The sequence below is a fragment of the Geobacillus vulcani PSS1 genome (assembly GCF_000733845.1).
GTDB classification, from domain to species: domain Bacteria; phylum Bacillota; class Bacilli; order Bacillales; family Anoxybacillaceae; genus Geobacillus; species Geobacillus vulcani.
On sequence record NZ_JPOI01000001.1, the window covers coordinates 71,796 to 85,672 of the forward strand.

13 protein-coding genes and 2 riboswitches are annotated in these 13,877 nt (G+C 54.8%); of the genes, 4 read left to right on the forward strand and 9 right to left on the reverse strand.

From position 1 onward, the window contains the following. Positions 1–10 precede the first annotated feature (10 nt). Both N685_RS0100380 and N685_RS0100385 read right to left on the reverse strand, forming a co-directional pair. Positions 11–529: a GNAT family N-acetyltransferase gene (locus tag N685_RS0100380; RefSeq protein WP_031404853.1), complete on the reverse strand. Its 519-nt coding sequence runs from the start codon at positions 527–529 to the stop codon at positions 11–13. 78 nt (positions 530–607) lie between these two features. Further along, positions 608–2,302, reverse strand: a complete 1,695-nt coding sequence (locus tag N685_RS0100385) for a M3 family oligoendopeptidase (protein WP_031404855.1) — start codon at positions 2,300–2,302, stop codon at positions 608–610. Between the two features lie 350 nt (positions 2,303–2,652). Next, a riboswitch (Lysine riboswitch) is annotated at positions 2,653–2,832 on the forward strand. 76 nt (positions 2,833–2,908) lie between these two features. On the opposite strand from N685_RS0100385, the gene N685_RS0100395 reads away from it, so the two are divergent. From N685_RS0100395 to N685_RS0100405, 3 genes are all read left to right on the forward strand, one after another. Continuing rightward, on the forward strand, positions 2,909–4,333 hold the full coding sequence (locus N685_RS0100395) for an amino acid permease (protein ID WP_031404859.1): 1,425 nt from the start codon (positions 2,909–2,911) through the stop codon (positions 4,331–4,333). Between the two features lie 126 nt (positions 4,334–4,459). Next, the gene (locus tag N685_RS0100400) at positions 4,460–6,481 is read left to right on the forward strand and encodes a S9 family peptidase (RefSeq protein WP_031404861.1); all 2,022 of its coding nucleotides are present in this window, start codon (positions 4,460–4,462) and stop codon (positions 6,479–6,481) included. A 19-nt stretch (positions 6,482–6,500) separates the two neighbouring features. Continuing rightward, entirely contained in the window at positions 6,501–7,052 is a 552-nt protein-coding gene (locus N685_RS0100405; protein WP_031404863.1) for a short-chain dehydrogenase, read from the forward strand. Between the two features lie 58 nt (positions 7,053–7,110). Here N685_RS0100405 and N685_RS0100410 read toward each other — a convergent pair whose 3' ends face one another. Beyond that, entirely contained in the window at positions 7,111–7,677 is a 567-nt protein-coding gene (locus tag N685_RS0100410) for a phosphate propanoyltransferase (protein WP_031404865.1), read from the reverse strand. A gap of 148 nt (positions 7,678–7,825) precedes the next feature. After that, entirely contained in the window at positions 7,826–8,275 is a 450-nt protein-coding gene (locus tag N685_RS0100415; protein ID WP_031404867.1) for a MarR family winged helix-turn-helix transcriptional regulator, read from the reverse strand. A gap of 224 nt (positions 8,276–8,499) precedes the next feature. On the opposite strand from N685_RS0100415, the gene N685_RS0100420 reads away from it, so the two are divergent. Beyond that, positions 8,500–9,234, forward strand: coding sequence for a ZIP family metal transporter (locus N685_RS0100420; RefSeq protein WP_031404869.1), 735 nt, complete (start codon positions 8,500–8,502; stop codon positions 9,232–9,234). 46 nt (positions 9,235–9,280) lie between these two features. Here N685_RS0100420 and N685_RS0100425 read toward each other — a convergent pair whose 3' ends face one another. The 5 genes from N685_RS0100425 to N685_RS0100445 form a co-directional block, all read right to left on the reverse strand. After that, positions 9,281–9,823 (reverse strand): 1,2-dihydroxy-3-keto-5-methylthiopentene dioxygenase, encoded by a 543-nt coding sequence (locus tag N685_RS0100425; RefSeq protein ID WP_013145966.1) that lies wholly within the window; start codon positions 9,821–9,823, stop codon positions 9,281–9,283. A gap of 34 nt (positions 9,824–9,857) precedes the next feature. Next, on the reverse strand, positions 9,858–10,490 hold the full coding sequence (locus N685_RS0100430) for a methylthioribulose 1-phosphate dehydratase (protein ID WP_031404871.1): 633 nt from the start codon (positions 10,488–10,490) through the stop codon (positions 9,858–9,860). After that, positions 10,487–11,149, reverse strand: a complete 663-nt coding sequence (mtnX, locus tag N685_RS0100435) for a 2-hydroxy-3-keto-5-methylthiopentenyl-1-phosphate phosphatase (RefSeq protein ID WP_031404873.1) — start codon at positions 11,147–11,149, stop codon at positions 10,487–10,489. Before mtnX ends, N685_RS0100430 begins: the two co-directional genes overlap by 4 nt. Next, on the reverse strand, positions 11,146–12,387 hold the full coding sequence (gene mtnW, locus N685_RS0100440) for a 2,3-diketo-5-methylthiopentyl-1-phosphate enolase (protein WP_031404875.1): 1,242 nt from the start codon (positions 12,385–12,387) through the stop codon (positions 11,146–11,148). Before mtnW ends, mtnX begins: the two co-directional genes overlap by 4 nt. Before the next feature lie 75 nt (positions 12,388–12,462). Then, a riboswitch (SAM riboswitch) is annotated at positions 12,463–12,571 on the reverse strand. 84 nt (positions 12,572–12,655) lie between these two features. Continuing rightward, complete coding sequence (locus tag N685_RS0100445) at positions 12,656–13,843, reverse strand: pyridoxal phosphate-dependent aminotransferase (RefSeq protein ID WP_031404877.1); 1,188 nt, start codon at positions 13,841–13,843, stop codon at positions 12,656–12,658. Positions 13,844–13,877 lie beyond the last annotated feature (34 nt).

Sequence of the window (13,877 nt, forward strand, 5' to 3'; positions counted from 1 at the left end):
GGCAGCCCATCTACTGGTTCATCGTTTGAATGTCTTGCCAGCCGTAGCACCACTCCGATAACACTTTTCCACCGATTTCCACCCTTTCCTCGGCCAGTTTTTCACCGCCAAGCCGTTCGTAAAAACAGCGCGACGGATTGTCGGCAAGCACCCAGACGACGAGCGAATGAATGCCTTTTTGCGCCAAGTCGCGGGCCAAGGCTTGCACAAGCCGCCGTCCCCATCCTTTTCCTTGCGCCTCTTTGAGCAAATACACCGCGTACAGCTCCCCGTCATAGTGGGCCGCTGGGCCGTCGCTCGCCCGATTTCGTCCGCCGGAGACGAATCCAACGACGCGCCCATGTTCCTCGGCGACAAACACGGAATGGTCCGCTTGGCTGAGCCCCTTCTCCCATAACGTTTGTTTTTCTTCCACTGCCAACGTCTCCAAGTACGTGTCCGGCACGATGCCGCTGTACGTCGTCTTCCAACTGTCCACATGGACAGCGGCAATCGCCGGCGCATCAGTGAAAACTGCTTTCCGAATCATCGTTTTTCCCCCTAGCGCAATAAGTGTTTCTCCGTCTTGAAGAAAGAAGGTGAAACGATGCCGTTCCACCTCTTTCATTCACAATGCTTTGTCATCGACACTGTCCAGCCACCGTTCGATATGGCCGATAACCGAAGCGACCGCCCCGTCGGCAAACGGCGACTGGAGGTTGGCGCTTTGGACGAGCTCGGTGAACGGCCGGCTGCCGCCCAATCGACAGAGCGCCACATAGTCGCGCCACGCCGCAGCCCGGTCGTCTTGCGCCCGCTTCCAAAACTGGAACGCGCACACTTGCGCGAGGGTGTAGTCGATGTAATAAAACGGGTCAGTGTAAATGTGCCCTTGCCGCTGCCAAAAGCCGCCTCGTTCAAGGTAATCGTAGCCGTCGTAATCCCTTGTCGGCAAATACACGTTCTCAATGTCACGCCATGTTTTCTTCCGCTCGGCCGGCGTCATGTCCGGGCGCTCGTAGACGGCGTGCTGGAATTCATCGACCGCCACGCCGTACGGCAAGAACAAGAGCGCGTCGCTCAAATGGGCGAACCGGTATTTGTCGGCGTCTTCGGCAAAAAACAGCTCCATCCACGGCCATGTGAAAAATTCCATGCTCATCGAGTGAATTTCGCACGCCTCAAGCGTCGGCCAGTTGTATTCCGGAATGTCGTAATGGCGGCTTTCATACACTTGGAACGCATGGCCGGCTTCATGGGTCAATACGTCAATGTCGCTGGATGTACCAGTGAAATTGGAGAAAATAAACGGCGCCTTATAGTCATCGATATAGGTGCAATAGCCTCCGCCCGCCTTCCCTTTTTTCGCGACGAGGTCCATCAATTCATGTTCGATCATATAGCGGAAAAACGCGCCCGTTTCCGGCGACAGCTCTTCATACATGCGCCGGCCGTTGTCAACAATCCAAGCGGCGTCCCCTTTTGGCGCCGGATTGCCGCTCGGGAACATGAACGGCTCATCATAATACGTAAGCCGGTCCACCTGAATCCGCTGCCGCTGGCGTTCGCGCAGCTTGGAGGCGAGCGGGACGATGTGCGTTTTCACTTGCCGGCGGAAGTTGGCGACCATCTCGGCATTGTAATCCGTCCGGCCTAAACGGGCGTAGCCGAGTTCCACAAAGTTGTGGAACCCGAGCTTGCGGGCGATCGCCGTGCGGACATGGACGAGCTCATCATACAGCTCATCAAGCTCTTTCTCATGGTCCGTGAAAAACGAAAACCGCCCTTCGCTCGCCCGCTTGCGCATCGCCCGATCCGGCGACTCGACGAACGGCTGCAGTTGGGCGAGCGTCCGCTCCTCCCCTTCAAACATGATTTTTGCCGACGCAATGAGCTTCGTATATTCGCTCGCCAGCTTGTTTTCTTTTTGCAAGTCTTCCATCACTGCCGGAGCGTACGTTTTCAGCTGCGTTTCCGCTAAGGCAAACAGCTGCGCGCCCCACGTTTTTTCAAGCTCAGCGCGAAACGGCGAAGCGACGAGCGCACGGTAATAGTCGTTGACGAGCCCTTTAACGATCGGCTCCGTTTCATCAAAAAAGTCTTGTTCTTTCTTATAAAACTCATCGTTTGTATCAATCGTATGGCGGATGTGGCACAGGTTCGCCATCGTGCTGTAGCGGCGGCGCAGTTCGTTGATCCGTTTCATCGCCTCGTGCTGCCCGGCGGCGCTCCCGGCGCGGCGGAACGCATCGAGCGCTTCTTGAAACGCGTCCTGCAATCGATCGATGTCCGGACGCTCATAACGAAACTCGGAAAATTTCACGCCAATCCCTTCTTTCCTGATCATTTTTCGGTGGAAATACACATTCATGCCCGGGTGGAGTGCGAAACGCGCTCATGGGTCTCTTTCTGTAAAATGATAGCGGCCAATGAGCCGGCACTCGGCGTGACGACGGCATTTTCCTATCTTTGGCCAGCCAATTGTATATTCGCCATGATCTCAAAAAATCCTTCCTTTTCCAACTCCCAAACATTATTTTTTTGCCCCATTCCTCCACCATCGGCTATTGCAATGAACGATTGGCTTCCATATTTTATTCTACAAAAAGATATTGACGCCTTTTGTCGAATGAAGTAAGATATTGTCGGCAACGACATACCCCCTCTCCACTTCAATGGGATAGAGGTTGCGGTGAACAAAAGTAGCGCTGCCGAGGCCCGGAGCGGTCCATGACGCAGCGGGAAAGGGTTCATCGCCGAAGTTTGCGTCGCGCTCCGGCGGCGCAAGCTGGGCCTGCGGCCGAACAGGCGCAGGACTGCCATCGCCTACGGCGGTGGAGCGCTATCGCCATTCAGTAGGATGCGAACGAGTTGTGCACCCGCTGAAGAGGCGCGGGTGCTTTCTTTTTTAGAAAGGAGCGTTGTAATCTTGGCCAATCAGCAAAAGCTTGGCATTTCGGTATTAACCGCGCTTGTCGTTGGCAATATGGTTGGCTCCGGCATTTTTATGCTGCCGCGATCGTTGGCGGAGGCGGCGAGTCCGCTCGGCGTCATGTTCGCTTGGCTGTTGACCGGGGCCGGCGTCTTGATGACGGCGCTTGTGTTCGGCAACTTGGCGATCCGCAAGCCCGACTTGAACGGCGGACCGCAAATTTATGCGAAAGAGCTGTTCTCGAAAGGCTCGCATTTGTCGATTTTATCCGGCTTTATGTCGTCATGGGGGTATTGGATCGGCAACTTTGCCGGCAACGTGGCGATCATTACGACATTTACAAGCTACTTGTCGACGTTTTTCCCGGTGCTGACGAGCAACAAAACGGTGCTCGTGATCGGTTCGTTTACCTTGAAGCTGGGAAATTTGCTGACGTTTCTCGTCTGCACGGCGCTTCTTTGGGGGATGCATGTCATCATTTTGCGCGGGGTGGAAGACGCCGGCAAGCTGAATTTTGTGGCAACAGCGGCGAAAGTGCTCGGCTTTTTCCTGTTTATCGTCATCGCCTTGTTTGCCTTTGACAAAGCGGTCATCGGCCCGCTTGACGCTCCGCGCTATGACGGGAACGGGCAAGCGATCAGCCTGCTGGGGCAAATCAACAACGCCGCTTTATCGACGCTCTGGGCGTTTGTCGGCGTCGAATCGGCGATGGTGTTCGCTTCCCGGGCGCGCAAACAAGCCGATGTGAAGTGGGCGACGATCGCCGGCCTGCTCATCGCCTTAGCCATTTATATCGGCATCAGCTTTTTGGTGATGGGCGTCTTGCCGCAAAACAAACTTATTCAATCGGAAAAACCGCTCGTTGACGCCATTGTCGCCATCGTTGGGCCGGCTGGCGGCTATGTGCTCGCTGTTCTCGGACTCATCAGCTTGCTCGGTTCGACGCTCGGCTGGATTTTGTTGAGCGCGGAAGTGCCGTACCAAGCGGCGAAACAAGGGATGTTTTTGCCGGCATTTTTGAAGGAAAACAAAAAAGGGGTGCCGAGCTTCTCGCTCACGTTGTCAAACGCCTTGGCGCAATTGTTCATCTTTTCGACCGTTTCCCACTCAATGGCCGCGGCGTTTGACTTCGTCATTTACATCGCCACGCTCGCCTATCTCGTTCCGTATTTGATCGCTTCCATCTTTCAGCTGAAACTCACGCTCACCGGGGAAACGTACCGAAAGGCGCGTGAGCGGATGGTTGACGGAATCATTGCGGCCTTAGCGACGGTGTATTCCATCTGGGTCGTCATCGCTGGCACGGCTGATATAAAGACGTTCCTGCTTGGCGTCGCCTTGCTCGCCAGCGGCATCATCTTCTATCCACAAGTAAAAAAAGCGACGAAACAAGCGAATGAAAAACAAAAACTGTCGGCATAGCGCCCGAAAACGAACGCCCGAACGATGGGCGTTCGTTTTTTTCTGTTTTGGGCAGGATCTTTTCTTTCGGAAGACGAAATTATAAGGTAGTTCCATTTTACTTGAAAGAAAGAGGGGGTCCAGCTGATGAACAACAACGAACACCCGACGAAACGGCGCGGCATGACGGCGGAAGATTTGCTTCGCCTCCGCTCCGTGCGCGACCCGCACTACGCCCCGGACGGGACGCGCGTCGTGTTTGTGGAAAAATCGATCGACGAGGAAAAACAATACCGCTCCCATCTATCGATGTGGACCGAAGACGGCTCCGTCCGTCCATGGACGTTCGGGCGCTGGCGCGATACGAAGCCGCGCTTTTCCCCAACGGGGGAAGTCATCGCCTTTTTATCCGACCGCTCCGGACGCGCGCAGCTTTGGCTGTTGCCTGCCCATGGCGGCGAAGCGCGCCAGCTGACGTTTTTCAAAAATGGAGTGCGCGATTACATCTGGTCGCCGGACGGGACGTTTCTCATCGCCCTAACGGCGCTTGGCGACGACGAAACGATCGCTGACCGCGAAGAGCCGGAAAAAAAGGAAACGAAGCCGGCTGACCTGAAACCGCGCGTGGTGGAGCGGCTCTATTACAAATCAGACGCGGCAGGTTTTCTTGACGGCAAACAGGCGGTGCTCGTGCGCATCGATGCGGCGTCAGGAAAAGCGGAAGCGTTGACGAGCCGCGAGGAGGAAATCGGTTCGTTTGCGATGTCGCCCAATGGACGGACGCTTGCCTTTGTGGCCAACCGAAACGAGGATCCGGACACCGTCTTTACACGCGACATTGTGTTGCTTGACCTCGAATCGAAAGCGGAAACGAATGTGACGAACGGATGCGGCACCTTCGCCTCGCTCGCTTGGTCGCCGGATGGAACGAAGCTCGCCGCCATCGGCCATGATTTGGCTTATCTCGGGGCGACGCTTCACCGGCTTTACGTTTTTGAGCCGGAGCGTGGAACGGCGCGGGTGCTGACCGCCGATTGGGACGTCCATCTCGGCGATGCCATGATCGGCGACATGCACGCTGATGCGAAAGGCCCGGGCCCGATATGGGCAAACGACGGGAGCGGCCTGTATGTCACCGTCTCGGATCGCGGGCGCGTCAACGTATTTTTCATCCCGCTTGACGGACCCGTCGTTCCGATCATCGAAGGAGACTTCCATGTATACGGCCTCGCCGTCCATCCGAACGAACAGCAGGCCGTTGCCGCGATTAGCGAGCCGACAGTGATTGGGGATTTGTATGCCATCTCACTTGAAAGTGGCGCAAAAACGCGGCTCACCACGGTCAATGAAGCGCTCGAGAACGAAGTCGCGCTCGCTGATGCCGAACCGTTTACCTACCAATCAACAGACGGTTCGGACATTCAAGGCTGGATCATGAAACCGCCCGGGCTTGGCGAAGGGGAAAAGGCGCCGCTTATCGTCGAAATTCACGGCGGGCCGCATGCGATGTACGGATTTACCTTTTTTCATGAATTTCAATTGCTCGTTTCGCGCGGTTATGCCGTCTTATTCACGAACCCGCGCGGCAGCCACGGATATGGCCAGGCATTTGTCAATGCCGTGCGCGGTGACTATGGGGGCATGGATTATGAAGACATTATGGCCGGCGTCGACGCCGCCATTCGCCAATTCGACTTCATTGACGAAACACGGCTTGGCGTCACCGGCGGCAGCTACGGCGGCTTTATGACAAACTGGATCGTCGGGCATACGAACCGGTTCAAAGCGGCCGTCACCCAACGTTCGATTTCCAACTGGCTCAGTTTCTCCGGCGTGAGTGACATCGGCTACTTTTTCACCAAATGGGAGGTCGGCTGCGACATGTGGGAAGACGCCGAGCGGCTTTGGCATCATTCGCCGCTCAAATACGTCAAACAGATGCACACGCCGCTCCTTATTCTTCACAGTGAGCGCGATTACCGCTGCCCGATCGAGCAGGCGGAACAGCTGTTTATCGCCTTGAAACAACTCGGGCGAGAAACGAAATTCGTTCGCTTTCCGGACGCCAACCATGACTTGTCGCGCACCGGCAACCCGACGCTTCGCCTCGAGCGGCTTCGCCATATCGTCGAATGGTTTGACCATTATTTGAAAGAATCGCTGCATTAACCCGAAAGGAGGAGCCGCCATGCACGCCCTTGTCATCGGCGGGACAGGCATGTTGGCTGATGTGTCGCTTTGGCTTGTGCGGGAAGGATATGATGTGTCCGTCATCGCCCGCCGCTACGCACGGATGAAGCAGCTCATCGACCGCGCTGGACCAATGGCATCCATCAACCCGCTTCTTGTTGATTATCGCGATCAAGAAGCGCTTTGTTCCCTGATTTCCCGGGCCATCCAAAAAAACGGAACGTTTGCTCTAATCATTGCGTGGGTGCATACGGACGGAAACCAAGCGCTGTCCACTGTCATCAAAAAAAATAGCGGACATCCCGGCCCTTGGCGGTTGTTTCACGTGCTCGGCAGCCGCGCCGATCCAGCCGAAGCGAAATCGGAACTCTGTTTGCCTGTCGCTTGCCTTTATCGGCAAGTTCAGCTCGGTTTTGTCGCGGAAGAATACGGTTCGCGCTGGCTCACCCATCAAGAAATCAGCGGCGGCGTCATTGATGCCATTCGGCGTGATGCGCCGTTTCATCTGGTCGGCACCCTAGATCGATCAGAGAAGAAGCGTCCGCGTTAACGGGAGGCGCCCTCTCGGAACGAGAGGGCGCTTTGTTCGCCTTTGACACGGATGATTTTCATGACGGAAGCAGCTCAACATAATCGCCCGTTTTCAGGCCGGCCGCGTTCGCTTCATCCGTGTCGATGTGCATATCTAAGGCAAAATCTTCGCTGACGCGGACGATGACTTCATCAAAAATGAGCGCCCGCTCCCCTTGCGTTTTCACCTTCACGACCTGCTTGTCGCGGACGCCGAACGTCTCGGCATCTTTCGGCGTCATATGAATGTGCCGCTTGGCAATGATCACCCCTTTGTCGACGGTCACCGTCCCCTTCGGTCCGTGAATCGTAATGCCCGGCGTTCCGTCAATGTCGCCGGATAAGCGAACCGGGGGCACGACGCCGAGCTTGAAGCTGTCGGTTTTCGAAATCTCCAGCTGCGTCAGCGAACGGACGGGACCGAGGACGCGGACGTTTTCGATTTTCCCTTTCGGTCCTTCGACCGTCACCGTCTCTTTCGCAGCAAACTGCCCGGGCTGCGACAGCGGCTTGAGCACCGTCAACTCGACGCCTTCGCCAAACAGCGCCGCCATATGTTCTTTTGACAAATGAATATGACGGTTGGACACCCCAACGGGAATCATCAATGGCGATCTCTCCTTTTTTCCTGCAATATGATGTTCGTTATATAACGTGTCCATTTTCGGCAAAAATGAACCTCTCCCACCTACATTCCATTTCGAGGTGGGAGACTTCTCGGTGAATGTGTTAAAAAAAGAGACTGAGGCGAGGTCAGTCTCTGCTTTTTGCGCCGTAGCCTAATTTTTTCAGCAACACGATCGCCTGTTCCTTTTCTTCCGGCGTCAGCGCTGCCACCGTTTCATGGATAGTCTCGGCATGTTCGGGGAACACGCGCTGGATGAACTGCCGGCCGCTGTCGGTGATCGACGCATACGTCACGCGGCGATCCCGCTCACAGGCGCGGCGCATGATCAAGCCTTTATTTTCAAGCTTATCGATGACATACGTGATGCTGCCGCTGGCGAGCAAAATTTTTTCCCCGATTTGTTGGAGCGGCTGATCACCTTTATGGTAAAGCAGTTCGAGCACTGCAAATTCGGTCGGATTGACGCCGAACGATTGAATCGATTTGTTTACTTGATCGCTGACTGACCGATAGGCCCGCGATAACACAATGAATAATTTTAATGACTGCTGCAACGCCTGTTCCTTTTGTTCCATAGCATCCAACCCTTTAAAGTTTACATTTTCTTACTTTCATTATACTGGAACAGCAAATTCCCGGGCAACCGTTTTTTTTTTGTTTGCCATGATGCATTTTCCTCGCCGATGGCTTTTGCTTCGGCTATGATAATTTATTATTATATGTCGGCGTTTGGGCGACTGTCACATTCCGTCGAATGATGCATATGAAGAAGGAGAAAGGAGATTAGGGAGGGAAGTAGATGAACCAAGTGTTGGCCGGAAGCGTGCTTTCCGCCTTATCCACCGGGCTTGGTGCCGTGCCGATTTTGTTTATGGCCAAATCACTCACCCACCGGTGGCGTGATGTACTGTTGGCCTTTTCAGCCGGCATTATGATGGCGGCTTCGATGATGAGTCTCATTCCGGAATCGTTAAAATCAGGGGGCTTCAGCACGTTAACAGTAGGGCTTTCCGCTGGCGTACTGATTTTGACGCTGCTTGAGATGACCATTCCGCATATTGATTTAGAACACACAAAAAGCGATCTGCAGTTTGATGAAAAAGCCATGCTGATCATCGCCGCCATTACGTTGCACAATTTGCCTGAAGGTCTGTCGGTCGGGGTCAGCTACGCCTCCGACAGCTCTTCGCAAATCGGCAATTTAATCGCCCTGGCGATTGGCTTGCAAAATGCACCGGAAGGGTTTTTGGTCGCTTTGTTTTTAATCAACCAGCAAATCGGGCGCTTTAAAGCGTTTGTGATCGCCACGTTGACCGGAGCCGTGGAAATCGTCACATCGCTGCTCGGTTTTTACTTAACCTCCCTCTTTCGCGGACTCGTTCCGTACGGGCTGGCGTTTGCTGCCGGGGCGATGCTGTTTATCATTTACAAAGAGCTCATTCCCGAAAGCCATGGCGATGGAAATGAACGGACATCGACGTACGCGTTTATTGTCGGCATTTTGTTTATGATTTTTCTAACACAATCGTTTTAACGAAAACAACCCCGCCGCCTGTATATAAGCAGCGGGGCGTTCGTTGTTATTGGACGGCTTCCTCTTTTTCTTCATACGGGTGAGCGACCCAGCCGGACGGGTCGATAAACAAGCGCACCGCAACGACCCGACGGTCATCCATGAGCGTAAAGTAATGCGGATTCCCTTCCGGCACGGAAATGACGTCGCCGGCTTCCAGCTCGACATCAAAATAACCGGTTTCTTTGTCGCCTTTGATAATAAAAATGCCATGGCCGGCCGTAATGGCGCGCACTTCATCTTCCGTATGGATGTGCACTTGTTCAAATTTTTTCAGCAGCTCATCCAAGTTCGGCGTCGCGTCGGACAAAGCGACGATGTCCCATGTTTTGTAGCCGCGGCGCGCCGCTAAATCTTCAATTTCGTCTTTGAACGCCGCTAAAATTTCATTTTTTTCTTCATCTGTCAGAACATATTTATCGCGCAAATGCTCCGGCAGTTTCGTGATGTCCCAATGTTCATACAACACCCCTTGACTGTTCAAAAACGCGCGCACATTGTCTTCTCCTTCAATCACTTGACCGGTTTTCCTCACTTTGATGACTGCCATGGTTCACATCCCCCTTAAAAAACATGTATATGGATTAGCCAACCGGCAGGCCGGCCCGCTGCAAAAGCAGCCGCTTCACCTGCCAGCGGAACAAAAACTCCCATGCTTCCAAATGTTTTTTCGCTTCAAATGCATCGCGGCCCCAGACCGTGATGCCGTGGTTTTGAATCAGCACGGCGCCGGCGTCGTCATGGACATGACTGGCAAACTCCCGAGCGAGCGCCGGAATGTCGGCGTCATTGTCAATGATCGGGATGCGCACGGCGGCGTTTTCCTCCCAAATGCCAAACGCCTTGATGATTTCCTGGCCGGAAAAGACCGCTTCCCCGTTTTGCGCATACAGTTCAGAAATCAAGTTGTTGTCGACCGTATGAACGTGCAAGACGCAACCGGCATTCGTCCGTCCGTAAATTTCCGCGTGCAAGAGCGTCTCGGCCGATGGCTTCAAGTGCGTGTCCTCGGCCGGTTTTCCGTTAGCGTCAACGAGCAGAAAATCCTCATCCGTTTGCTTCCGCTTATCCTTGCCGCTCGCTGTCACGAGGAATGTCAACGGATCGTCCGTCACCTTGATCGACAAATTGCCGCTTGTCGCGAAAAACCAGTCGCGGGCGGCGAGCTCGGCTTTCACTTCCGCGAGCTCGTTCCACTTTTTCACGACGATGCTCATACGATCACCTCCATCTGTTGCAACGCATCGATCACGTCAAAAAACGTCGCAAACGGCGCATGCGGCAAGCCAAGCTCCTGGCATTTTTGGAGCAAAAAATCGCGCGCCAACACGTAATCCGCTTGCTTCGCCACTGCTACATCCGTAATCGAATCGCCGATGACGACATGGTACCCGTCTGAGCGGGCAAGCTTGCGAAGGAGCGATGGCTTGCAGCAGCCGCAGCCGTTTTGGCACTCGCTGTCGCATGCATGCGGCCATGTGATGCGGATCGTCTCACCGCTGAAATCGGAGCCGTTGCAAAAAATGCGCTCCGGTTCAATGAGCCCTTGAAGCAGCGGATAGACAAAAAAGTCAATACCGCCGCTGACGATATAAAGCGGAATGCCTCGCTCTTTCGTAAACGCGACAAACTCTCGGAATCCCGCGCGCAACCGGGTGGTGCGCCGCAGAAAATCGATGATTTCGCCCTTCAGCGAGGACGGAAGGAGGGAAAACATCTTCCCGACTCCTTCCTGAACGGAAATGCGCTCAGCGAGAACGTCGTCTTTTAACGCCTCCCACTCCGGTGGAGCGAACTGTTTCATAATAGCGATGATGTTGTCGTTTTCCGTAATGGTGCCGTCAAAATCACAAAAGAGAACAAGCTGTCTCGTCATGCTTCCACCTCAACAGCGCCCCAGCGGTCGATCGCTTTCTGCAACGCTTCGTTTTCTGCTGCCGCCTCACGAAGCGGACAGCCGGCCAACACCGCGTCGATCGCCGCGCGAAACGCCCGACCGCCCCCGATCGCCCCATCCGGATGGCCGTGAATGCCGCCGCCGGCGTTGACGATGGTGTCAAGGCCAAAATCACGAATGATGAGCGGCACCAATCCCGGATGAATGCCAGCCGACGGCACCGGAAACGCCCGAGCAAACGGCTCTTGGTCGTCGGTGAGCGCCCTTGCGATGCCAAGCGCCTGTTCGCGCTCTAAGGCCACGCTGCCGTACGGCGACGGGAACAGGACGAAATCGGCACCGGCGAGCCGCAAAAGCTTTCCAAGCCAAAGCGAAGGCGCCACCCCATAAAATTCGGACGGCGTAACAGCGCCGCTGAACGCCGGGTGAGCCATAATCGGCAACGCAATCTCCTCATCCTCGCGCAACGCCTGCAACACGTCAAGCCCATAAGCGAAGACGTTAAACAACAGTACATCAGCGCCTAGCTCGGCGGCCCGTTTCGCCTTCTCTTTCAACTCAAACGTTTTGCCGGTCAAGTTGACGGCATAAAGCGTTCGCTTGCCTGTTTGTTCGTACACTTCTTGAAGCGCCGCCTTGCCCTCGGTGATCCGCTTCTCAAACGGAAGAAGCTCGCTGTCAAACAAAATTTCATCGTCTTTGACCAGGTCAACGCCGCCGAGCGCCTGTTTTTTCAATTCCGACGTCAAGTACGCCAAATCGCGGCCGATGATGCCTTTAAAAATGCTCATCAACAGTGGGCGGTTATGCACCCCGACTCGGTCGCGAATGCCGTCGATGCCAAAGCGCGGCCCAGGAAACTGTCGCTTCCATTCACCCGGAAACTCTAAATCAAGCAGCCGCACTTCCCCATCAAGCGACAATTTGCCAAACGTCGTCACCAACAGAGCCGGCAAGTCAGCGCTGAAGTTGACCGTCGGGTAGGCGATTTTCACGATCGCCCGCTTCAGTCGCTTGCCGAAATAGGCGTTTACCCGCTCGCTTTCGCCAAGCTCTTCGACCGCGATCACTTCCCCTTTATGTTGGCGGAGCTGCTCCTGCTCTAATGCCGGCAAGTCCGTCCATGTGCCGACCGTCAAACCAAGGGCGATCCCTTCCGCTTTTTTCCGAATGTCTTTTTCATCATGAAGCAAATACGTTGCCATCACTGCACTCATCGTCCATCCCTCTTTCAATGCAACGAAATGAAAACGCCTCTTCATAAGAAGAGGCGTCACTCATCCATGGCGCTCTTCTTATCTCCCAGCGTTTCCGCTGCAAGAATTAGCACCGTGCTTGGCGCGCGCCAAGCCGGTTGCCGGGCTTCATTGGGCTCGTCCCTCCGCCTGCTCTTGATAAGAAAGCCTGCTCATTTATGCACTTGTCAAACGATTGGCAAATTTACTTTGAATTATGACATCACCAATTGGCATTGTCAATCATTTTTCAAAAATTTTTTTCAAACAATCCGAGGCGGCCGATCCGGTCCGCCGCTTCGCGAAGCCGCGCTTCGTCGGTCAAGAGGCCGACGCGCACATACCCTTCGCCGTGCTCGCCGAACCCGATGCCCGGTGCGACGGCGACATGCGCCCGCTCAAGCAGCATGTCGGCAAACTGTGTGGATGATATGCCTTTTGGCAGCGGAAGCCAAGCGAAAAACGACCCGGACGGCGCCGGGGCTTCCCAGCCGATCTCGCGCAACGCGGCGATGAATGCGTTGCGGCGCGCTTCATACAGCGCGACAAGCTCTTTGACGCAATCTTGCGGACCGAGGAGCGCCGCGGCGGCTGCTTCCTGGATGGCACCGAACAAGCTGACGTACAAATGATCCTGCAAAAGCTCAAGCGCCTGAATGATCCGCTCGTTGCCGACGGCAAATGCAACGCGCCAGCCGGCCATATTGTATGTTTTCGAAAAGGTGTAAATCTCGACGCCGACGTCTTTCGCCCCATCGGCTTCCAAGAAGCTGACCGGTTTTCGGCCGTCAAAGCCGATCGCCCCATAAGCGAAATCGTGCACAACGGCAATGCCGTATTTCCCAGCAAACGCCACCGTCTCCGCGAAAAATTCTTTTGTCGCCGTCGCACCGGTCGGATTGTTTGGATAGTTTAAAAACATCAGCTTCGCCTGGTCGGCGATCGACGCCGGAATGGCTTCGTAATCCGGTAAGAACCCGTTTTCCGAAGAAAGCGGCATCATCTCCATCCGCGCACGAGCAAGCGCGATCCCCGACCAATAGTCGGGATAGCCTGGATCCGGAACAAGCACCACATCACCCGGGTTGACGAGACAAAGCGGCAGCTCGACAAGCCCGGCCTTGCCGCCGAACAAAATGGCGACTTCGCGGGCTGGGTCAATCTTCACCCCATATTCACGTGCGTAAAACGCGGCGATGGCTTCTTTCAAAAAGGAGTAGCCTTGAAACGGCGAATATTTATGGTATTTCGGATTGGCCGCCGCCCGCTGCATCGCCTCAACGATATGCTTGGGCGTCGGCTGGTCCGGATTGCCCTGCCCTAAATTGATCACGTCGCATCCGGCTTTGATTTTCTCCCCAACTTTTGCGACAAGCGAGGCGAAAAATTGCTTTGGCAGCTGCTCAAGCAGCTCGGAAAAAGGAAATTCCATCGTCATCGCCCACACCTTCTTGAAAAATTCTTGAAATTCT